The organism is Comamonas fluminis, assembly GCF_019186805.1.
Lineage (GTDB): Bacteria > Pseudomonadota > Gammaproteobacteria > Burkholderiales > Burkholderiaceae_C > Comamonas > Comamonas fluminis.
Genome location: NZ_CP066783.1, coordinates 1727102 through 1747880 on the forward strand (window position 1 = coordinate 1727102; position 20779 = coordinate 1747880).

Annotated in this window: 19 protein-coding genes and 1 riboswitch; of the genes, 9 read left to right on the forward strand and 10 right to left on the reverse strand. The window is 59.7% G+C overall.

From position 1 onward, the window contains the following. Nucleotides 1–81: 81 nt before the first annotated feature. The 4 genes from cobF to cbiT are packed head-to-tail and all read right to left on the reverse strand — an operon-like array spanning nucleotide 82 to nucleotide 3324. Complete coding sequence (cobF, locus tag JDW18_RS08250; protein ID WP_218243165.1) at nucleotides 82–858, reverse strand: precorrin-6A synthase (deacetylating); 777 nt, start codon at nucleotides 856–858, stop codon at nucleotides 82–84. Further along, a complete protein-coding gene (cobM, locus tag JDW18_RS08255) occupies nucleotides 858–1652 on the reverse strand; it encodes a precorrin-4 C(11)-methyltransferase (protein ID WP_218243166.1) in 795 nt (264 codons plus the stop codon). The genes cobF and cobM overlap by 1 nt, the downstream gene beginning before the upstream one ends. Beyond that, nucleotides 1649–2149: a cobalamin biosynthesis protein gene (locus JDW18_RS08260; RefSeq protein ID WP_343216768.1), complete on the reverse strand. Its 501-nt coding sequence runs from the start codon at nucleotides 2147–2149 to the stop codon at nucleotides 1649–1651. The genes cobM and JDW18_RS08260 overlap by 4 nt, the downstream gene beginning before the upstream one ends. Next, nucleotides 2125–3324 carry a precorrin-6Y C5,15-methyltransferase (decarboxylating) subunit CbiT gene (gene cbiT / locus JDW18_RS08265; RefSeq protein ID WP_218243167.1) on the reverse strand — a complete coding sequence of 400 codons (1200 nt, stop codon included), beginning with the start codon at nucleotides 3322–3324 and terminating at the stop codon, nucleotides 2125–2127. Before cbiT ends, JDW18_RS08260 begins: the two co-directional genes overlap by 25 nt. Between cbiT and JDW18_RS08270 the strand changes: the two genes are divergently transcribed. Next, the gene (locus tag JDW18_RS08270) at nucleotides 3323–4081 is read left to right on the forward strand and encodes a cobalt-precorrin-6A reductase (RefSeq protein ID WP_425514786.1); all 759 of its coding nucleotides are present in this window, start codon (nucleotides 3323–3325) and stop codon (nucleotides 4079–4081) included. The genes cbiT and JDW18_RS08270 overlap by 2 nt on opposite strands. Before the next feature lie 10 nt (nucleotides 4082–4091). Here JDW18_RS08270 and cobJ read toward each other — a convergent pair whose 3' ends face one another. The 5 genes from cobJ to JDW18_RS08295 all read right to left on the reverse strand — a co-directional run bounded on the left by cobJ (nucleotide 4092) and on the right by JDW18_RS08295 (nucleotide 8487). Continuing rightward, complete coding sequence (gene cobJ / locus JDW18_RS08275) at nucleotides 4092–4871, reverse strand: precorrin-3B C(17)-methyltransferase (RefSeq protein ID WP_218243168.1); 780 nt, start codon at nucleotides 4869–4871, stop codon at nucleotides 4092–4094. A gap of 10 nt (nucleotides 4872–4881) precedes the next feature. Then, nucleotides 4882–5622 (reverse strand): precorrin-2 C(20)-methyltransferase, encoded by a 741-nt coding sequence (gene cobI / locus JDW18_RS08280; protein ID WP_218243169.1) that lies wholly within the window; start codon nucleotides 5620–5622, stop codon nucleotides 4882–4884. A gap of 10 nt (nucleotides 5623–5632) precedes the next feature. Further along, nucleotides 5633–6262 carry a precorrin-8X methylmutase gene (locus JDW18_RS08285; protein ID WP_218243170.1) on the reverse strand — a complete coding sequence of 210 codons (630 nt, stop codon included), beginning with the start codon at nucleotides 6260–6262 and terminating at the stop codon, nucleotides 5633–5635. After that, nucleotides 6246–7544, reverse strand: a complete 1299-nt coding sequence (locus JDW18_RS08290) for a nitrite reductase (protein WP_218243171.1) — start codon at nucleotides 7542–7544, stop codon at nucleotides 6246–6248. Before JDW18_RS08290 ends, JDW18_RS08285 begins: the two co-directional genes overlap by 17 nt. Before the next feature lie 197 nt (nucleotides 7545–7741). Further along, nucleotides 7742–7971, reverse strand: a riboswitch (cobalamin riboswitch). Nucleotides 7972–8052: 81 nt separating this feature from the next. Next, a complete protein-coding gene (locus JDW18_RS08295; RefSeq protein ID WP_218243172.1) occupies nucleotides 8053–8487 on the reverse strand; it encodes a YbaN family protein in 435 nt (144 codons plus the stop codon). Between the two features lie 219 nt (nucleotides 8488–8706). On the opposite strand from JDW18_RS08295, the gene JDW18_RS08300 reads away from it, so the two are divergent. Continuing rightward, on the forward strand, nucleotides 8707–9810 hold the full coding sequence (locus JDW18_RS08300; protein ID WP_218243173.1) for an enoyl-CoA hydratase/isomerase family protein: 1104 nt from the start codon (nucleotides 8707–8709) through the stop codon (nucleotides 9808–9810). A 144-nt stretch (nucleotides 9811–9954) separates the two neighbouring features. On the opposite strand, the gene JDW18_RS08305 is transcribed toward JDW18_RS08300, so the two are convergent. Then, entirely contained in the window at nucleotides 9955–11022 is a 1068-nt protein-coding gene (locus tag JDW18_RS08305; protein WP_218243817.1) for a DUF72 domain-containing protein, read from the reverse strand. A 135-nt stretch (nucleotides 11023–11157) separates the two neighbouring features. Here JDW18_RS08305 and JDW18_RS08310 point away from each other — a divergent pair, with 135 nt between their 5' ends. From JDW18_RS08310 to JDW18_RS08340, 7 genes are all read left to right on the forward strand, one after another. After that, on the forward strand, nucleotides 11158–12300 hold the full coding sequence (locus tag JDW18_RS08310) for an RCC1 domain-containing protein (protein WP_218243174.1): 1143 nt from the start codon (nucleotides 11158–11160) through the stop codon (nucleotides 12298–12300). Continuing rightward, nucleotides 12297–14045 carry a multicopper oxidase family protein gene (locus tag JDW18_RS08315; RefSeq protein ID WP_218243175.1) on the forward strand — a complete coding sequence of 583 codons (1749 nt, stop codon included), beginning with the start codon at nucleotides 12297–12299 and terminating at the stop codon, nucleotides 14043–14045. Before JDW18_RS08310 ends, JDW18_RS08315 begins: the two co-directional genes overlap by 4 nt. Nucleotides 14046–14213: 168 nt before the next feature. After that, nucleotides 14214–16604, forward strand: coding sequence for a Tex family protein (locus JDW18_RS08320; RefSeq protein ID WP_218243176.1), 2391 nt, complete (start codon nucleotides 14214–14216; stop codon nucleotides 16602–16604). An 85-nt stretch (nucleotides 16605–16689) separates the two neighbouring features. Further along, nucleotides 16690–17910, forward strand: coding sequence for an alpha/beta hydrolase family protein (locus JDW18_RS08325; protein WP_246610350.1), 1221 nt, complete (start codon nucleotides 16690–16692; stop codon nucleotides 17908–17910). Nucleotides 17911–17982: 72 nt separating this feature from the next. After that, a complete protein-coding gene (locus tag JDW18_RS08330) occupies nucleotides 17983–18825 on the forward strand; it encodes an HDOD domain-containing protein (protein WP_218243177.1) in 843 nt (280 codons plus the stop codon). Between the two features lie 292 nt (nucleotides 18826–19117). Continuing rightward, a complete protein-coding gene (locus JDW18_RS08335; protein WP_218243819.1) occupies nucleotides 19118–19849 on the forward strand; it encodes a response regulator in 732 nt (243 codons plus the stop codon). 28 nt (nucleotides 19850–19877) lie between these two features. After that, a complete protein-coding gene (locus JDW18_RS08340) occupies nucleotides 19878–20735 on the forward strand; it encodes a sensor histidine kinase (RefSeq protein ID WP_218243178.1) in 858 nt (285 codons plus the stop codon). Nucleotides 20736–20779 lie beyond the last annotated feature (44 nt).

A 20779-nucleotide genomic window follows, 5' to 3' on the forward strand; every position in this document is an offset into this window, starting at 1 on the left:
GTACGGGGATTCCTTTTTTTGCCGCGAAGCCATTGATATGTATGCGCTTGCAGCTATCAATTTTGCGGCTTGAATGGCAGATCAGGGCTGCAAGTTAGCCTCGGCGCTTGCGGTTCTACGCAGAAGATAGATATCCATGATCCAACCGTGCTGCGCCCGGCACTGCGCCCGCCGGGCGGTAATGGCATTCTTCACGGCATTCAGATTTCCGGACATCAGCACCTGCTGCGGCATTCCCAGATAGGCGCCCCAGTAGATGACGGCATCGGGCTGAGATATCTGCTCATAAGAGCACTGACCGTCGAGCATGACAATCAGGGTGTCAATTCCTGCGGGCCAGCCTCCTTCGCGCAACTGGCGGCCTGTGGTGACCAGAAATGGCGCACCAATTTCATTGAGTGCGATGCCATGCGCACTGCACAGCATCTGCATGGACGTGATGCCGGGAACGACCCGCACCTGCTCTCGGGCCAGACCCAGGCGCGATGCAATGCGCAAAGTGCTGTCATAAAGTGCGGGGTCGCCCCAGACCAGTAGTGCAACGCGGCCTTGTCCGGAGGGCAGGCGCTGGTGCAGACATTCCTGCCAGCGCAGGGCAATTGCGTCATGCCATTCGTCAACTTGTCTGTCGTAGTCCGAGCCTTGCTGGCGCCTTAGCGGCATGTCGAAATGCGCAATCCGCTCGTCACTGACCATCAGTTGCTGCAGCAACGACAGGCGAACCTGGGCTAGCTCAGCCTTGTTGTCTTCCTTGTGTGGCAGCAGAATCAGATCGGCATTGCGAATAGCTTCTTCGGCTTGCCGAGTGATGTGATCCGGGTTGCCGGTGCCAATGCCGATCAGCGATATTTCCAGCATCAAACCCCCTCGGTACCTGCAGGAAAGCGGGGCTCATCGCCACGGGGGCGGTAGCGGCGGTCATAGTCATTGGCATAAAGACGGCTGAGGCCAAAATCCTGCTGGCTCAGCGTAGGCCCCACCAGCATCAGTGCGCTGCGCTGCAGCGCGTTGCTCTGTGCGGCAGATGCCAGCTCGCCCACGGTGGTGCGCACAATCAGCTCATCGGGCCACGATGCTCTCCAGACGATGGCGGCAGGGCAGTCTTTGCCGTAGTGCTTGATCAATTCTTGCTGCACTTCCTGGGCCACATGCACCGAGAGATGGATGGCCAGCACCGCGCCGGTGGCGGCAAAAGCGGCCAGTGTTTCTCCGCTGGGCATGCTGGATGCGCGACCGGATGTGCGTGTCAGTACAACCGACTGGCAGGAGCCCGGCAGGGTCAACTCTGCTTCAAGGGCGGCAGCCACCGCACTGAAGGCGGGCACACCCGGCGTCACGGTATAGGGAATTTCGCGCTCGCGCAGGCCGCGCAGTTGCTCGCCCATGGCCGACCAGATGCTCAGGTCGCCAGAGTGCAGGCGTGCAACATCCAGTCCTTGCGTGTGGGCCGATTGCATTTCCGCCAGTATGTCTTCCAGTGACATGGGGGCGGTGTTGACCAGGCGAACGCCTGCAGGGCAATGTGCCAGCAGTTCGGTCGGCACCAGTGAACCCGCATAGAGACAGACGGGGCTTGAGGCCAGCAAATCACGACCACGCACTGTGATGAGGTCGGCTGCGCCAGGGCCGGCGCCAATGAAGTGGACTGTCAAGAAAAAACTCCAGTTTTCAGAATAGGGGGTGTCTGCTCCGGTGCCGAAATCGTGGCAATTGCCAGCGTGGCTTGGCGATCCGCAGAGACTATGCGCGGCAGCAGCAGACGGGGTGCGAGTGGTGGGCTGCAGCGATGGGCGCTGTGGTTTAGTGCGGCCTGAAGCGCCAGTGCCTCAGAGACGCTGCCCGTGCCAAAGCGCTGCAGCAGTCGCGAAGAGGTAGAGATAGTTTTCGTTTGCCTGATATCTGACTCCGTGCAGTCAAGCCACTGCAGCGGCGTGAAATTCGCCTCTGCCCAGCCCCGCAGCGCTTTTCCGGCAGCGGTTGTGGCCTTGTGGCTTAAAACGGAAAAGCAGAGCACTCCGGGCCAGCGCTCCAGTTGCGGCTGCAGCATGCAGGCTTGCTGCCAGCAACTGGAAAATGACTCTGGGCTCGCAGTTGATCTGAATCCCCAGCCCGCATACAGCCACGTCATGGCTGCGAGCTCCATATCCATTGAACGACCGGGCGGGCGGCTTGCCACGAATGCATGCGCCCAAGGGGCACGGCTTCGCTCCACTGCAGTTGTTGTAGCTGGCCGCCGTGGCGTCGATGCAGTTCCATCAGCAGTGCCTGGGTTTCCAGGGCGACGGCATTGACCACCAGACGCCAGGGATGGCGCAGTCTTGCGCACAGCGCATCAAACAAAGACTGGTTGAAGCCGCCGCCGACAAAGACAGCATCTGCGGTGCCCGGAAGGCTGTTGAGTGCTGTCATCGAGTCTGCATGAATGACTTGCAGATTCAGTGCATAGCGTGCGGCGTTGACGGTGATGTTGGCAACGCGTTCTGCGTGCTGCTCTACGCAAATGGCCTTGCCGCCTGCCAGGCACCATTCTGCGGAAACAGAGCCTGAGCCAGCCCCCAGGTCCCACAGGCATTCACCGCGGCGCGGCGCCAGCGCTGCCAGTGTCATGGCTCTGATGGGGCTTTTGGTGATCTGCCCGTCATGCGCAAATGCGTCGCAGCTGCGCCCCGGAACCTGTGATAGGCCGAAGCCGCCACGGGCTTCAAAAGCGGCAGCAACGGGCGCTTGCACAGGCTGGGCAAGCAAGCTGGCAGCCAGTTCACTGGCCGTGCCAGTTTCCATGCATTGCTGCTCGCTGCCTGCCTGCGAGATCAGCCACATCAGGCTGCTTCCCCAGCCATGCTGGGATAGCCAGGAAGCTATGCCCTGTGCGGCGGCGGCATCACGCAGCAGGCAGATAAAGCGTTCGCTCTGGGCTAGCAGTGGCGTCAGTGTTTCAAAGCTGCGGGCATGCAGGCCCAGGCAATGCGTATGCTCCTGCGACCATCCCAGCGTGCCTGAAATCCATGAAAATGTAGAGGGCTGAGGGTGGTTGCGCCATTCGCCTGCTTCCAGGTGTTTGGCAACCGACGCTCCCCCGCCGAAATGAAACGGATCGCCCGAGACCAGGATGGCAACCGGAATTTGCTTGCGCAGTTGCAGTACGGAATCGACGCTGAACGGAACCGGCCAAGTGCGGCCACGGCTGCCAACTTGTGCCAGCTCAAGGTGGCGCGGGCTGCCAAAGACCAGCTCGGCGCTGTTCAGGTCTTGCAGTGCGGCAGCGCTCAGGCCTTGCAGGCCTGAGGGATGAATTCCAATGATTGAAAGCCACGGATTGGCCATGACCCAAGTTCTCCTGTTAGGCGGCACTTTTGATGCCTATGTTCTGTCCACCTTGTTGAGCGAAGCTGGCGTTCCTGCGGTTTATTCCTATGCAGGCGCGACGCAGACCCGGCGCACTCCGGCCTTGCCAATGCGCGTGGGGGGCTTTGGCGGTGTGGATGGCTTGCTGGCTTATTTGCGAGAGCACGGCATCAGCCATGTCATTGACGCAACGCATCCGTTTGCAGCGCAGATGAGCCGTAATGCACATGCAGCCTGCGCTGCGGCAGGCATTCCCCTGCTGTCCATGGAGCGGCCTGGCTGGTCCTTGCAAGCTGGCGATCAATGGATTTCTGTGCCAGATATGCAGGCTGCGGCGCAGGTGGTGGCGTCTGGTGCCCCGCCAAGATTTCGCAGCGTCTTTCTGGCCATTGGCCGCAAGCAGCTTGCTGCTTTTGCGCATCAGGCTAGCGAGCAGCGCTATGTGCTCCGGGTGGTCGATCAGACGGATGAAGCGCTGCCATTGCCCTGCGGCAGTTATGAGCTGATTGTGGCGCGCGGGCCTTTTGCGCTTGAGGATGAAATGGCATTGCTCAAACGCCATGCGGTGGACTGCATCGTCAGCAAGAACGCGGGTGGTCCTGATACCTATGCCAAGATCGAAGCGGCCAGAGCGCTGCAGATCCCCGTCATCATGGTGGACCGGCCAGTGCTCCCCGAACGGGAGCAGTGTCAGAGCCCGCAGCAGGCCATGGCCTGGCTGCGCCAGCGGCTGTGATGCGCTGGCTTCAGCCACGGGCCTGCACGCCATAGCTGCGCGGGGTGTAGACATGGGGGCCAACCTTGCGGGTCAGGCTGTTGCCCACAATCACCAGAGTGCGCATATCGGCCATCTCGGCGCTTGCGGCAGCCAGCGGCACAACATTCAGCGTTTCATCGGGGCGGCTGACATTGCGCGCAAAGCAGATCAGACGCTCTGGCTCGCACTCCTGGCGCAAGACCTTGAGCGCACGTTCAAACCCCTGTGGACGAGATTTTGAACAGGGGTTGTAGAACGCCATGGCGAAATCGGCTTGCGCGGCCAGGCAAATGCGTCGCTCTATCACCTCGGCTGGCTTGAGGTTGTCCGAAAGATTGATCGTGCAAAAGTCATGCCCAAGCGGTGCGCCCAGGCGCGCAGCCGCCGCCAGCATGGCCGTGATGCCGGGTTGCACTTCGATGTGCACGGCTTGCCACAGCAACTGCTCATCCGGCGCGGCGTATTCCAGCACTTCAAAGACTGCACTGGCCATGGCGAATACGCCGGGGTCGCCCGAGGAAAGCATCAGCACCTGTTTGCCTTGCGCCGCAAGATGCAGCGCGGCGCGTGCACGTTCCAGCTCCTCGCGGTTATCGCTGGCGTGCAGAGTCAGGTGTTCCAGACCCGACAGGCGTTCGATATAGGGGAAATAGCCAAAGGCGTCTGTCGCACTGGCAATGCTGTTGCGAACTTGCTGCGTCAGCAGCTCGGCATTGCCCGGGCCCAGGCCCACCACCGTGAGCCTGCCTTGTGAGCTTGCGTGTGTCATGCGGCCTGCCTCAGAGATCATTGGCAGGGCGGCGGCCGTTGCCATGCACGATCACGATGGCGAAGTAGGGGCAGCGCTCAGGCGCGTCGCGCAAAGGCATGACTTGCTGATCGCTCATGGTGCCGTTGATGACCAGCCAGGCCTGATCCAGCTTGCCTTGCTCGGTCAGCAGAGTGCGGATGCGAGCGAGATGGCGGCCCACTTTCATGATGACCAGCGCATCGGAGCGCTGCATATGCTGGCGCAGCGGTTCATCAGGCAAGGTAGCTGGCAGCACGCTCATGACATCATCGCCCCAGGTCATGGGGATGCCGGTGGCGTGCCAGCAGCCCACCATGCCGGGAATGCCGGGCAGAACCTCCACCTGTGCCTGTGCGGCTTGCTTGAGCCGCACGTACAGATGCATGAAGGAGCCGTAGAAAAACGGGTCCCCCTCGCACAGCACAATGACTTCCTCGTCACGCGCCAGATCGGTCAGCCGGTTTTGCCAGCCCAGATAGAAGTCTGAAAGCTGGGCAATATAGCGTGGGTCGTCGTGCGGAATTTCCGTGGTCAGCGGGTATTCCATCGGGTATTCGGTGACCTCGGCGTGCAGCAGGCCGTTGACCAACTGCCGTGCTTTGCCGGGGTGGCCAAGCTTGCGAAAATAGGCCACATGGCGCGCATTGCGCAGCAGGCGGTCGGCCTTCACGCTCATCATTTCGGGGTCGCCAGGGCCAAGACCCACGCACACAATTTTTCCTTGAGTCATGGTGCAGGCCTTATTCAACAGAGGTGGCCAGGGCATTGACAGCAGCCACGGTGATGGCTGAGCCACCTAGGCGCCCTTCAACGATGGCAAAAGGAATTTGCCCCCATTCGCGCAGCGCATCCTTGGACTCCGCCGCGCCTACAAAACCCACCGGGCAACCGATGATGGCGGCGGGACGAGGGCAGGCCGGGTCTTGCAGCATATTGAGCAAGTGAAAAAGCGCCGTGGGCGCATTGCCAATGGCCACGACGGCGCCATTCAGGTGCTCGCGCCACAGTTCCAGCGCGGCGGCGCTGCGTGTGTTGCCCATGGACTGGGCCAGCTCGGCGGTGCGGCCATCCTGCAAGGTGCAGATGATGGAGTTGTCTGCAGGCAGGCGCTTGCGGGTAATGCCTTCGCTGACCATGCGGGCGTCGCACAGAATGGGGGCGCCACCCTGCAGCGCTGCCTCAGCAGCCTCGGCAAAGTCGGGCGAAAAATGGATGTGCGCCGCCAGCTCCACCATGCCTGCTGCATGAATCATGCGGCAGGCCACGCGTTCTTCCAGCGGGGTGAAGCGGGCCAGGTCTGCCTCGCGGCGAATGATGCTGAAAGACTGACGGTAAATTTCTTCACCGTGCTTTTCATATTGATAGCTCATGGATCAGTTCTTGTATTTGTGCAGGCTCTGATAACTGGGCCTGAAAGGGAATTTGGATACGGGCTTGCGGCTGTGCAGCGGTGTAGGCGTTGAGCAGCAGCTGCGCCGCGTCAGACTGGCTTGCATAAACGACGGCGGTGGCCTCTTTGCCAAGCGCGCACAGCTTGGCGCAGCCGCTGATGTGCAGATGCATGCCCTCGGGCAGATGTTTTGCAGATTGCAGTGCCAGCTGCTGCGCAGGCATCAGTGCCTGCGTGCAGCCGGGGCTGCCGGTGCAGGCAGAAACGCGGCTTCGTGCGTCACGGCTCTCGACAATCCATGAGGCGCTGTCCAGCGCCTTCGGCGCAATAGTTGTGGCGCCATTTGCCACGAGCAGCGAGCGCCAGGGCGTAACTCTGATCTCGGTGTTTGGCGGAAGATGGCTTGCCAGCAAGAGCACGGCTTGCGCATTCACCCGGCCCAGTGGGGCACCCAGAACAAAGTGCCGCCCGTGTTCGCCGGGTGTGAGGGGGCAGGTTGCCGATGCGTCGGGCGATGTTTCCAGTACCGTTGCTGTCCGTAGCGCGGGCAGGTCTTGCGGCAAATACGCCAGCTTCTGCTGCAGCCGTGTGATGGCTTGCCTGTCGTCTTGCTGATTGCCGCGCACGCGTTCACTGGCAAACCAAATGGCGATCTGCACAGCGGCTTCAATGGCCTCTGTGGCATTGGCATAGACATGGGTCTTTCCAGAGCCGCCCAGTGTGAGTGCATAGCGCGGGGCGAAGTGCTCTGTCTGGGCGCTGGCGGGCAAGACATGCAGGCGCAGATCGGCGCCAATATCGCGCAGGCTTTGCTGCTCATCATCGACCAGCAGGCCGAACTTGCTGGGCAAGGCATTCAGGCCCAGCGTTTGAAGTGCATGCGGGCTCAGGCGCGTGGCTGCAGCGTGAGACAGCGACTGCGCCAGCTGATGTGTCAGGTCATGGCGCGCATAGAGAGGGCTGCAATGGACGGCGGGCGCCAGGTCTTCATCTGCGTTAGCTGGCACCAGTCCGGCGGCCACCAGTTGCGAGCGCACTTGGCCCAGTTGCGATGCGTGCACGCCGCGCAGCTGAATGTTGCCCAGCCGGGTCAGCTCCAGCTGCGGATGGGCGTGTGCCAGGGCCAGTTCAGCCAGTGCGCGCCATTGCGCGACGTTGAGGGAGGCGCAATGAGGGCGAATGCGCACAATCCAGCCGTCTTGCGCCTGCATGGGCTTCCAGGCGGTGGGGCACCAACCCTGAATTTTGACGGAATCAGCCATGCAGCGCTGCCACCGCCATCAAGCGGATGTCGCCACATTCAGCGGGCTGCAGTCGAGCCAGCCACAGAGATCCTCGCACCATGCCAAATCCACGTCAGTCAGGCCGATACCCGGGCCAGATGATTGAGATGTGCAGAGGGAGGAGGGAGATTGACTGTGCGAGTGCAGCAGCCCATCAAGCCACATGCAATCCCGCTGCGCCTTGGTCACATCAGGCCGGTCTCCGGACTTACAAAGCTCAACTCAGAGAGTTGAAATTCAGGCACGCCTTCCCGCTTTCGCAGTGACTGTCATTGCTGGCAATGACTTGTGCCTCAATATCTTTGATTACCGTTGCGGGTGCAGTGCAGGATTGGTGGCTTGTGTCATTCACCTGCTTCTCGTTTCATCTTCAGGCCCAAAACGCGCCTGAAAACACCTGTGATCGGGGCGAATCTTACGCGATATCCATTCGCTCAAAAAATTCAGAGCCTCAGCGAGTGGCGTGGGCGCTGTGTGTTTGCCTCGTTCAGAGTGAGGGTTCGGGCCTGAGCCACAGCCAGATCAGCACGCAGCCCATGATGCTGAGCGTCACGGCAGTTATCCAGGGCTTGTGGGAGAAATACAGAATCAGCGCACCACTGAACACCATGCTGAAGGTGGCCGTCCACTTCACGCGGCGGGTGATTTTTCCGCCCGCATCCCAGTTGCGCAGCAGTGGCCCGAAGATGCGGTGCGCATAAAGCCAGCGGTGCAGCCGGGGTGAGCTGCGCACAGCAGCCCAGGCGGCCATCAGGATGAACACCGTGGTGGGCATGCCTGGTACGACAGCGCCGATCAGGCCCAGCAGCACACAGATCAGGGCAAAGGCGATCAGCAAATAACGCAGCGGAGCGGAAAGTGCGGCAGGCTCCGGGGCGGGCTGCTCGGCAGATGAGTCGGGCGGTGGCGAAAGATCGGTCATGAAGCAGGACATGGGCGGCGTGGCATTCCGGGCAGGAATGTCGCCATCAGGCCTCTCATATTAGCGAGCACAGGTGGCAGTATGGTTTTTCCGGCCGCCGCTCTGGCGGCATTTGTCACATCCTTGTCCCGGTTGGCGCAGGTGTGGCTCGCATAATCGGGCTTCGTTTGGGCAGGCGCTGCATGGCCCGCATCAACACAGATTCAAGGAGTAAGAACAATGACGACGACCCAGAGCACCGATTCGCCTGATGTGATTGCCGAAGTGCGCGGCAAGCTGGGCATGATTACGCTCAACCGCCCCAGGGCGCTCAATGCGCTGTCTCTGGGAATGGTGCGCGCCTTGCTGGCAACGCTGCTGGACTGGCAGAAAGACGACGCGATTCTGGCGGTGGCGATTCGCGGCAGCAACAAGGATGGCGTTTTCGGTGCCTTCTGCGCAGGCGGTGACATTCGCTTTCTGCATACCGCTGGCAGCCAGGGCAACCCGGAACTTGAAGATTTCTTCACCGAGGAATATGCGCTCAACCACCTGATTCACACGCTGGGCAAGCCCTATATCGCGTTCATGGATGGCATCGTCATGGGCGGCGGCATGGGCATCAGCCAGGGCGGCTCGCTGCGTATCGTGACCGAACGCACCAAGATGGCCATGCCCGAGACGGCCATTGGCCTGTTCCCGGATGTAGGCGGTGGCTATTTCCTCTCGCGCTGCCCCGGTGCGGTGGGTGAATGGCTGGCGCTGACTGGTGACACCATTGGCGCGGGCGATGCTGTGGCCTTCAAGCTGGCCGATGGCTGCATTCCCAGCGACCAGCAGGCCGAGTTGTGGGAGACGCTGGCGACGACGGATTTTGCCAATGTGGAAGCGCTCAACGCCGTGGTGCGCTCGCGTTTTGTGAGCGTTCAGCCCAAGAATGCAGAGCACATCGCCGAGATTGATGCCTGCTTTGCCTTGCCCACAGTGGCCGCGATCGAGCAGGCGCTGCAGCAAGGCAGCGACTGGGCCAAGGCCGAAGCGGCAACGCTGCGCAAGCGCTCGCCACTGATGCTGCATGTGGTGCTGGAGCAGATTCGCCGTGCCCGCAAGATGACGCTGGCCGAGGACCTGCGCATGGAGCGCGATATGGTGCGCCACTGCTTTTATCTGCGCCCCGGCCAGAGCGAGACGGTGGAAGGCATTCGCGCCCTGGCCGTGGACAAGGACCATAGCCCGCGCTGGAACCCCGCCAGCATTGAAGAAGTCAGCGATGCGCAGTGGCAGGCGTTTTTTGACAGCCCCTGGCCTGCGCATTCGCACCCGTTGGCAATGTTGAAAGACTGAGCTTGACGGAGTCGCTCTCATACAGAGCAACGTTTAGCTAGGCCCGCAACACTCATGTTTGCGGGCTCTATTATTTTGATAGCTAACTGTCTTTATAAAACCTGGACTTCAGCCCATTTATATTGAATTTTTTTGTAGCAGGCCTCAGGCAGACTTTTGAAGCTGCGCAATTGCCTGCGCCAGCAGGGCAATGGAGCGCGGCGCGCAGCCCTCGGCATCGTTGCTGATGGTGACAAAGGCGGGCTGACCTGCGCCCGTAATGCCTTTGATGGTGCGCGCCAGCCAGGCGCGGGTGTGCAGGTCTTCGCTGCGAATTTCGCTGAACGGTTCGTGCTTTTTCTGGGCATCGGCATAGCCGTATGCGCCGAAGATACGGTTCAGATTCCAGCGGCAGACCAGCGGACTGGGCCACAGCGCGCGCAAGGTGTGCAGCTGCACCTCAATAGGCGGCATCTTGCCGTGCAGGCCCAGGCAGAACGTGGCGCCATGGGCTTTGAGCGTATCGACCAGCGCGGGAGTCAGCAACTCGGGGTCGCGCACTTCCACGGCCACTATCACCTGAGGGTGCTGTGCCAGCGCCTGGCGCACGGCGGCCAGCATCAGTCCAAGTCTGGCAAACAGCTCGCTCTGGCGGGTGAGTAGCGACCAGGGCAGGGGGCTGAGCTGAAACACCAGCACGCCCAGCTTGGCGCCCAGGCCCTCCAGCGTGGGCTGCACAAAATGCTCCACCGCCAGGCGCGGATCCAGAAAGGCAGGGTTGGCCTCGCGGGGCTTGCCCTCTTCGGTGCGCACCTGCGCATCAGTCACCCCTGCCGGGCATTTGACGACAAAGCGAAAGTCATCATCGACCTGCGCCGCAAACGCTGCGTACTGGCTGTTGGTCAGCGGCTTCCAGAAAGTGCGATCCACGCAGATGGTGCGCAGCAGCGGGTGCTGGTGATAGGCACCCAGGCCTTTTTTTGCCAGTACGTCCTTGGAATAGGCCCCATCCCAGACCAGACCTTCCCAGCCGGGGTAGGACCAGGTGGAAGCGCCCATGCGCAGATTCGCAGGTAACTGGGCGGCAAGATCGGCCCATTGCGCGGCTTCGGGTGCCAGTGTTACAGCCGAGCCGCTGCGTGCCTTTTGGGGGGCGGCTTTCCGTGAACGAGGGAGTTTGGTTGTCTCCTCCGAGATGGATTCCTCAAAAAAATCGTCCTGTTTTCGCTGCATGGCGGTCATTGTGATTCAGGCTTCTTTGGAGCATGCAGAACTTCAAAATAACCAATTTCAGGGATAGGCAAGGCGGCGCTCTGTATGTAGAAACGAATAGTTGCAAATGTGATTTGGTTTCTACTTGGAGGGTATATGCGTGAAGTAGTGCGCGTTATCGCTGGGCCAGAGCGCTCCATGGTAATGAGTAGGTTGGGTGTCTATGTCTGGGGAAATGTGCGCAGCGTTCGCGTTGTGCCTGAAGGGTCCGACGGTGAAGGGGTCTGTGTTGCCGACCGTACCGAAATTGGTCACCTGAGGTTTGCGCAAGATGTACCTCAGCGCCTTGATCCTGTTGGGATGGAGTGGTTGGGGGTGGGTGATGCCTCGGCGCAGTTGATTGCATGGACTAAAGAGAAGGTGTTCCAGTTTGCGCCGCAGGTGGTGCGAGATCACGGAGCGGCGTATGTGGGTACTGTTGATTTGCCAGACATCGCCCGCAATGTCTGGACAGGGGAGCATGTCGCTTTCGCGGCGTTGGCTGATGGTCGTTTGTTCGGTTGGGGTGATGTCGCATATGGGCGACTCGGGATTGGTGAGGATGCTTTGTGGCAAGGACGCACTACGCCTGTTGTTGTAGACGGGGTCAGTGACATTCGTAGCCTGAGTCCGGGAGCTGCGCACACCGTGGCCCTCGATGGAAAAGGTCGAGTCTGGACCTGGGGGGCCAATGCTTCGGGGCAACTGGGGCAGGGAAATCTGCGTGAGCAGGCTTTGCCCCGGCATGTGAAGTTGACTCAGCCCGTAAAGGCTATTGCAGCAGGGGCAACACACACCCTGGCTTTGGACGTTCATGGGCAGCTGTGGGGCTGGGGGTCCAATCACAAAAAGCAATTGAGCGCACAGATTGCTGAGGCGTATCTCCCTTCGCCGGTGCGAATTGGGGGCCGTTTATCAGAGGTCAAGGCAGTGGTTGCAGGTTTGCACTTCAGTGCTGTGTTGACTCGTGAAGGTCTTGTGCGGGCCTGGGGGTGGAATGGGCTAGGGCAACTGGGGCATGAAGAAATTGGCGAGGAGAGTGAGCGGGTAATTGCTCTCAAGCGGGTTCGCCAAATCAGTGCTGGACGCTCTCATATGCTTGCTTTGACTGAGGAGGGAACTTGCTGGGCTTGGGGCGACAACCGTTTTGGTACCTGCCAGGGTGAGGCAGAGATGCAGGCTCAACCTCGTCAGATTGATCTGAGCGCCATGAAATTTCAACCACAAGCGAATCTGAATTTGCTCAAGGAGCAGGCATGAATCTCATCGATTGCAAGAAGTTTTCTGATCATGCAAAGACAGACGGCGTTGTGACTCGACGCGGTTTGCTCCAATGGGGTATGGCGGTTTCGGTCGGTGCTCTCTTGCCCGCTTGCGGAGGTGGCGCAGGTAATGCCGATCAGGAGAGTTTGCCGCAGCCCCAGATATTGCGCTCCAGTGGTGGAGTGCTTGAGCTGCATTTGAATGTGCAGTATGCGGACCTATCAATGGCAGTGCCAGATGATGCGGCCTTGATGGATCAATGGGCCAGCTATCCGGTATCGGCCAAACCCAGAGCGCTGGCTTTGCGGACTTTCAATGGTCAATACATGGCGCCAACCTTGATGTTGAAGCCCGGTGATACCTTGCGTGTGTGGGTCAACAATCGGCTACCCGCATCTCCCCAGAGTTCCAGCTGGCAGGGTCTGAATCACCAAAACAGCACCAATCTGCATTTTCATGGCTTGCATGTTGATCCGAAGGAGATTCGCCCCGGTGTTTTTGGTGACTATGTGGTGGATAAGGCCACTGCAGGGATCAAGCCGGGAGACACTCGTTATCACGAAATCAAAATTCCGCTGGACCATAGCAGCGGCATCTACTGGTACCACCCACATCTTCATGGATCCACGAATGCCCAAGTGTCCAGTGGCATGTTCGGCGCAATTCTGATCCGTAAGGAAAATGAAGCATTCTGGAAGGCTAGCGCGGTGGATGAGCAAGTACTTTTTGCTCACAAGCTGACACTGACGGAGCAAGGGCGCACAGACACGCTGGAGGAGTCGTTCGCAAGGCCTGCATCGGCTTTTCTGATCAATGGCGTGCATCAACCAACCATCGTGCTTCGCCCCGGTGAAGTGAGACATTGGCACATCGTCAACCCAACATCGTTCTATCCCCTGTATCCCGTGTTGGATGGTCATGATCTCCATGTGTATGCGCGGGACGGAAACAATTTCAACAAGCGCTTTCGCCTATTGAACAGAGAGACGGTGAAGGCAGGACTGGCAATGAAGGATTGGCCAGGTAGCTACATCTACCCGGGTGGGCGTCTTTCCATGGTGTTCAAGGCATCCCTGGTCCCGGGAGAGTATTTCCTGAGATCTGCTGCATGTCCATCTTGGCACAGGCCCACCGGCAGCAGCAATTACGAAGAGGTGATTGCACGCGTAATTGTCCAGGGCGAAGCAGTAAATGATGACATTCCAGACCCTACCTTGCTGCGCTCAACGGATGAGTACCTGCCGATAACGGATGAAGAACTGGCGGCCAAAGGCGGAATGCAGCGCTCCATGCGTTTAGCGATACTGTCCCCGGGTGACTTGAAGCTGGCTCCAATGCCGTCGGATGAGAGCTGGGTGCTGGGCACAGATGGAGTTACTTCTGTCTTTGCCGTTGGCTCGGATGCGATGCAAAGTGGTATGGCGCCCTATCACTCTGCCTTGACACCCACGCAACTGGTTCCTTTCAATGGAGTCGAGGAGTGGACGGTGTGGAATTTCAATGCTTATCCGCACCCGTTTCATATCCATGTGAACGATTGCTATGTGACAAAGGTGAACGGCGAGAGTGTCGATCCATTTTGGGCCGATACCCTGCCCGTACCTCCAGTCTCCGATTCCAAACCAGGCAGCATTACCTTTCGCATGCGATTTTTGGACTTTGATGGCAGCTTTGTCTGGCACTGCCACGCGCTTGATCATGAGGATTTAGGCATGATGCAAGCCGTGGAGATCAAGGTGTAGTGAGGAAGCAGGCTTGTGCTCTCAAGCCTGCTGGGCTTTTTCCAGCGCGCAATGGCCTAAATGTTTAAATCTGTTGCGTTTCGTGCTGCATTCTGAGAGGTGAGGGTCGGGTGGGTATGGCAAACTCATCAGCTTTCTGTGTTGAACGCCGTGGGGCGCGAGTATCGAATGCAAAAAATCATTGGTCAGATTGCTCAAGAACTGAATGTCAAGCCGCAGCAGGTGAGCGCGGCGGTGGAATTGCTCGATGGTGGTGCTACGGTTCCGTTTGTGGCCCGTTACCGCAAGGAAGCTACAGGCGGCCTGGATGACACGCAGCTGCGCACGCTGGATGAGCGCTTGACTTATCTGCGCGAGCTGGAAGACCGCCGCGAGACCGTCATCAAGGCCATTGACGAGCAAGGCAAGCTGACCGATGCGCTGCGCCTGGCGATTGCCCAGGCGCCTACCAAGCAGGAGCTGGAAGACATTTACCTGCCCTTCAAGCAAAAGCGCCGCACCAAGGGCCAGATTGCCAAGGAATTCGGCATCGAGCCGCTGGCCGACAAGCTGTTTGCCGACCCCGCGCTGGACCCGCACAAAGAAGCCGAGGCCTTTTGCAAGCCAGCAACCACCTTGGACGACGGCAAGCCAGGGCCTGATTTTTCGACCACCTTTGCCGTGCTCGATGGCGTGCGTGACATCCTGTCCGAGCGCTGGGCCGAAGACCCGGCCCTGGTGCAGAAGCTGCGCGAATGGCTGTGGGACGAAGGGCTGCTCAAGTCCAAGAAGGTGGAAGCCAAGAACGAGAACGACCCCGAGGTCGCCAAGTTCCGCGATTATTTTGAATACGACGAGCCCATCGGCCGCGTGCCTTCGCACCGCGCTTTGGCCGTGTTCCGTGGCCGGGCACTCGAAATTCTCGAAGCCAAGCTGGTGCAACCCGTCGAGCCCGAGCCTGGTCAGCCAAGTCTGGCCGAAGGCAAGATTGCCTTGCACCTGGGCTGGAGCCACGCCAAGCGCGCGTCTGACGATCTGCTGCGCAAATGCGTGGCCTGGACCTGGCGCGTCAAGCTGAGCCTGTCCACCGAGCGTGACCTTTTCAGCCGCCTGCGCGAAGACGCTGAAAAAGTGGCGATCAAGGTGTTTGGCGATAACCTGCGCGATCTGCTGCTGGCCGCACCTGCCGGCCAACGCGCCGTTATTGGCCTGGACCCTGGCATCCGCACCGGCGTGAAGGTGGCCGTGGTGGACCAGACCGGCAAGTTGGTGGACACGACCACCATCTACCCGCACGAGCCGCGCCGCGACTGGGATGGCTCCTTGGCCGTTCTCGCCCGCCTGGTGGAGAAACACAATATCAATTTGATCGCGATTGGCAACGGTACAGCCAGCCGTGAGACCGACAAGCTGGCGGCTGACCTGATCAAAATTGCTGGCAAGGCCGACAAGAAGATCGAAAAAGTGGTGGTGAGCGAGGCCGGTGCTTCGGTCTATTCCGCCAGCGAATTCGCCGCACTGGAAATGCCCGATATCGACGTGAGCCTGCGCGGCGCAGCATCGATTGCCCGTCGCCTGCAGGACCCGCTGGCCGAGCTGGTCAAGATCGACCCCAAGAGCATTGGCGTGGGCCAGTACCAGCACGACGTGAACCAGAGCGAGCTGGCGCGCCAGCTGGATGCTGTGGTGGAAGACTGCGTGAACTCGGTGGGCGTGGATTTGAACACCGCCTCGGCCCCGTTGTTGACCCGCGTGTCGGGCCTGTCGGGCTCGGTCGCCAAGTCAGTGGTGCGCTGGCGCGATGCCAATGGCTCGTTCAGCAACCGCAAGCAGCTGATGGAAGTGGCCGGCCTGGGCGCCAAGACTTTTGAGCAGGCCGCAGGTTTCTTGCGCATTCGCGGTGGCGATAACCCGCTCGATATGACCGGCGTTCACCCTGAAACTTATCCGGTGGTGGAGCAGATTATTGTCTCCACCGGCAAGCCCGTGGACCAGATCATGGGCCGGGGCGAGGTGCTCAAGTCGCTCAAGCCCGAACAGTTCGCCAGCGAGAAGTTTGGCGCCATCACCATCAAGGACATTCTGGGCGAGCTGGAAAAGCCTGGCCGTGACCCGCGCCCTGACTTTGTGGTGGCCCGCTTCAACGACGGCGTGGAAGACATCAAGGACCTGAAGGAAGGCATGACGCTGGAAGGTACGGTGAGCAACGTGGCCCAGTTTGGCGCTTTTGTCGATCTGGGCGTGCATCAGGACGGTCTGGTGCACGTGAGCCAGATGAGCCACAAGTTCATCGAAGACGCGCGCGAAGTGGTCAAGACCGGCCAGATCGTCAAGGTCAAGGTGCTGGAAGTGGATGTGGACCGCAAGCGCATCAGCCTGACGATGAAGCTGGATGCTGCGCCTGCAAGGCGCGACGGTCCGCGCGACAATCGCTTTGAAGGCGCAGGCCGTGGCAACAACTACGGCGGTGGTAACCGCGGTGGGCGCGACAACTTTGCCCAGCCCCAGCGTGGCAACCAGCCCACACAGCCAAATGCAATGGCATCAGCCTTTGCCAAGTTGCAGGGGCTCAAGAAATAATCTCCTTCCTGGCCGCCAATACGATATTCACAGGCGGCCTGCAGAGGGAGACGGAATGCTGAGCAATAGAAGAGAACGGGGGCGCGTGCTCCCCGTTCTGGCGGTAGTACTGCTGGTCGTTTTTATCGGCGCCAAGATGACGTCGCGGGGCTGGATATCGCTGGACAGAGTCAAACAGAAAGCCCAGGCGCAGCAGCCGGTAGCTCTGGTCTGGCCGCCAGCGCTTGCCGCTGAAAGCGACCGCTTTTGCCACACTGTCAAGCTGACACTGGAACAGCTGGACAAGGCCAATGAAGAGGGGCTGCCGGTCGATCAGCAGCGCCGATGCATTACCCGTGATGCCATGGCTGAGCACGAGGCTGCCAAAGTACGCAATGCCGCAGCACGCCGTGCTGATGCCGCAAGGCGTGAAGAGCAGGCTCAGATTGAAAAAACGGTAGAGCAGCAAATCTCGACCGGGGCAATTGCCTTGCAGAACTTGCTGCAGGCGCGGGCAGGAATTACCACCCAGATCACCACAGCCTTGCAGCACGGTGCGCGTGCGGCGATCAAGCCCATGCCGCAGCCACCCGCTTCGTTGTTTGTACCCATGAGCTATACCAGCGGAAGTCTTCAGCTCAAGGCGTTTGTCACCCCGCCTCCTGGCGATGGTCGCAAGCTGCCGCTCATGGTTTGGCTTACCGGGGGCGATACGAATACTCTGGGTAACTTCTGGACGGAAGGCCCTGCGGAGAATGACCAGAGCGCGGCCGCCTTTCGCAAGGCTGGCATGGCCATGCTGTTTCCCGCATTGCGGGGCGGCAATGACAACCCTGGACAGCAGGAATACTTCTGGGGCGAGGTGCAAGACGTGGCTGCAGCCATTTTGCAGGCTGCGCAGCTTCCCTACATAGATGCTTCGCGTATCTATCTGGGTGGGCACAGCACCGGAGGCACTTTGGCGCTGCTGACAGCTGCCGCTGGGCTGCCGGTGCAGGGGGTGTTTGCCTTTGGACCGGTGGACGATATCAGCAGCTATGACTGGCCGATACGCTGGAGCCTGCTGTCTGTGGATGAGAGAAAGCTGCGCTCTCCCATGTACTGGCTGCATGGCGTCAAGAGTCCGACCTGGATCATCGAAGGCAGCAAGCGGCCCAGCAATATCAGCAGTCTCGATAATCTTTGCGCTGGACGAAAGTCAGAACAGGTGCACTGCGTGACGGTTCATGGAAGTGATCACTTTTCCGTGCTACAACCGCTGACACGCAAAATTGCCAGCCAGCTGGTGATGGGGCAGCCGGTACAGCTGCAAAGAGATGAAAAATAATGCAGGAGCGGCCGGTTTCGTGCTGCTCAGCCAAAGAGAGGTGAAGGGTAGTTGCATGCCCTCACACAAGGGATGAGTCACGCAAAACCATTGAATCTGTCCGCTGTGCTGGCGTCACAGTCCACGCTGCCAAGTCAGCCTAGGGCTTTGGCGCTGCTGTCCAGCGAGCTGCTCAAGCCGCAGCCGCATATGCGTAGTCTGACGCAGCTTTTCTCGGCAGACCCTGTGCTGGCTGCACGCTTGCTGGCCATGGCGAACGGGCCAGCACATTTGATGAGCCAGCGTGTCAACAGCATTCCAGAGGCGCTGGTCGTTCTCTCCCCCCTGCAACTGCGCCAATTGCTGAACAAGGCCTCGCCGGGGGTGGACCGTGCGTCTGCTGCAGGCTGGCGGCTGGCGTCATTCTGGCGATATAGCCTGGATACCGCGCGCATGGCACGGGCCTTGGCAATGTCGGTGCAGGCCAATGCATCGGCTGCCTATTCGCTTGGGCTGGTGCATGGCCTGGGTGAGTTGTTGCTGCAACAGGCGGACCCCGCAACCGCCGCCAGACTGGCGGAGCTGCTGGAGCCTTTTCACCCGCAAAGACCGCAGGTGGAAATGCAGTTGCTTGGCTACTGCTCAGGGCAGATCTGCGCCCATCTGGCCCGCCAATGGAATCTGCCCGTGGCACTGGCAGACTCTTTGCAATATATGCATCAGCCACTGGAGCAGCCCGCTTTTGAGCCATTGACCGGAGTGCTTCATCTGGCCATGTGGCGCGCCGGAACACGGGCCTTGCAATGGAGCGACCGGAAGCTGGCCGTATCTTTCCCAGCGGAGGTCGGGCTGGCCTTGGGAATGGATATCGACATGGTGTTGCGCCAAGCCTCCATTGACTGGCATGCGGGTGCGGAGCCCGATGTCAGGTTCTAAGTATGTAACCTGTTAATTGTTTTTAAAGGTATCTAGTTGCAGATGCCTGTGGGTAGTCAAGGCGTGGATTCACTGCTAATTACTTCAGGCGATGGTGCGGAATTTGTATCAAACATTGCCTGTTGACTTACAAGCGCGCGCAGTAATTATTGTTTAAATCTATCTAACAAAATTTTAGAGAGTTTTTGTTTATGTTACGTATTGGGCCACAAGCCGAACGTGGCATCAAAACTCTCTGCGCTTGGAGAACATCTTGAAACCTGACAGCCTGGCTTTTGATGAAGGTAATCTGATGTTGCGCCCGCAGTCGGTGGAGCTCAGCAGTGCATCCCTGTGGCCCGATTTTCTGGTGGGTCAGCCGGATAGGCCGGTGCGTGTGCTGGTGGTTGATGATGATGTGCACCTGCGCATGGTCATTTCCCAGGAGGTGATGAATGACCGCCGCACCATGGTGGTTGGCCAGGCCGGCAGTGTGCGGGAAGCCAAGAAGGTCATTCGCCAGCAGGATTTCGATGTCATGCTGCTGGATCTGAACCTGGGCGATGGGGACGGGCTGGAACTCATTGATGTCATGAAAAGCATGCGCCCTCATGCCGATGCCATTGTGATTTCGGTGGTCGAGACCGAAGATCAGGTTGTGCGTGCTTTTGAGCTGGGAGCCACAGGCTATCTGATCAAGAACTCCTGGTTTGGCAACTACCCTCAGGCGGTGCTGCAGGTGGCGAATGGTGGTGCATCGATCACGCCCACCTTGGCGCGCCGGCTATTGCAGCGTTTTGACAAGCGTGTTCCCGCCCCGGTGCCTGATGGTGAAGAGGGCAGCAGCGCCCTGGACCGGCTCTCCATGCGCGAGCGTGAAGTGCTTCGCCTGGTTTCCAGTGGGCATACCAGTGCCGAGATCGGCACCAAGCTGGAAATCAGCGCCATGACGGTCAACACCCACATCAAGAATATTTACCGCAAGCTGCAGGTTCGCACACGTGCCCAGGCCGTGCGATTTGCCTCCTTGCGTGGTTTGTTCTGAGGGGCTGGTGAACCGGGCTGGCAACCGCATGATCTTTGTGCACCTGGCCCTGTGGGCGGTGCAGTGTGCTGTTGCGGTGGGCTGGCTGATGTCACTGGGCTGGTCCACATCATCATTTCTCTGGTGGGTTTCTGCGCTGGCCGCCGTCATGTGCGCGGCCATGCTGCTGTGGCTGATTCCACAGGCTTATAGAGCCTTGCTGTGGCGCAGACGAAAGAGCATCCGCCCATCTCGTGAAGTGCAGACAGAGCGCAAGCGTATTGCCGCTGCCTTGCATGACGGCCTGGGCAGCCAGCTTGTGCACGCCATGGCACTGGCAAGCTCGCACAAAGATTCAGACATGCAGCAGTTGCTGGAGCAAAGCCTGCTGGATTTGCGGCTGATTGTGGATTCCATGGATGCGGAGGACGGCCCCTTGTCCCTGCGTCTGGCCAGATACCGGCACAGACTGCAGAGCGTGCTGGAGCACCGGGGTATTACCCTGCACTGGGATGTTTGGGACCCTGAGCTGCTGGGCGAAGAGGGGCAACTGCCGCGCGGAATGATGGCGCAGCACATCATGGCCATCTTGCAGGAAGCGGTGAGCAATATTTTGCAGCACGCTGGCGCCCGTGAAATCTGGATTACGCTGGCGCAGGATACAAGGCATGAGGCCGTCAGCAGCCAGGTGCATGCCTGTCTTTGTATTGAAGATGACGGCCGTGGCTTACCAGCAGACATGGCCTGTGTGAAGCCTGAACCATCCTTGCCAGAGCCCGGGCGACCTGCGCATTTTGCTTCCGGCATGGGGCTGGCCAATATGTTCAGACGAGCACGCGAAATCGGCGCGCGGCTGGAGGTTCAGCCGCGCGAAGGCGGTGGCAGCCTGGTTCGTCTGTGCTGGTAGTGGCATCACTTCGACAGCACCGCTGATATTGCGCGGCGGGCGCC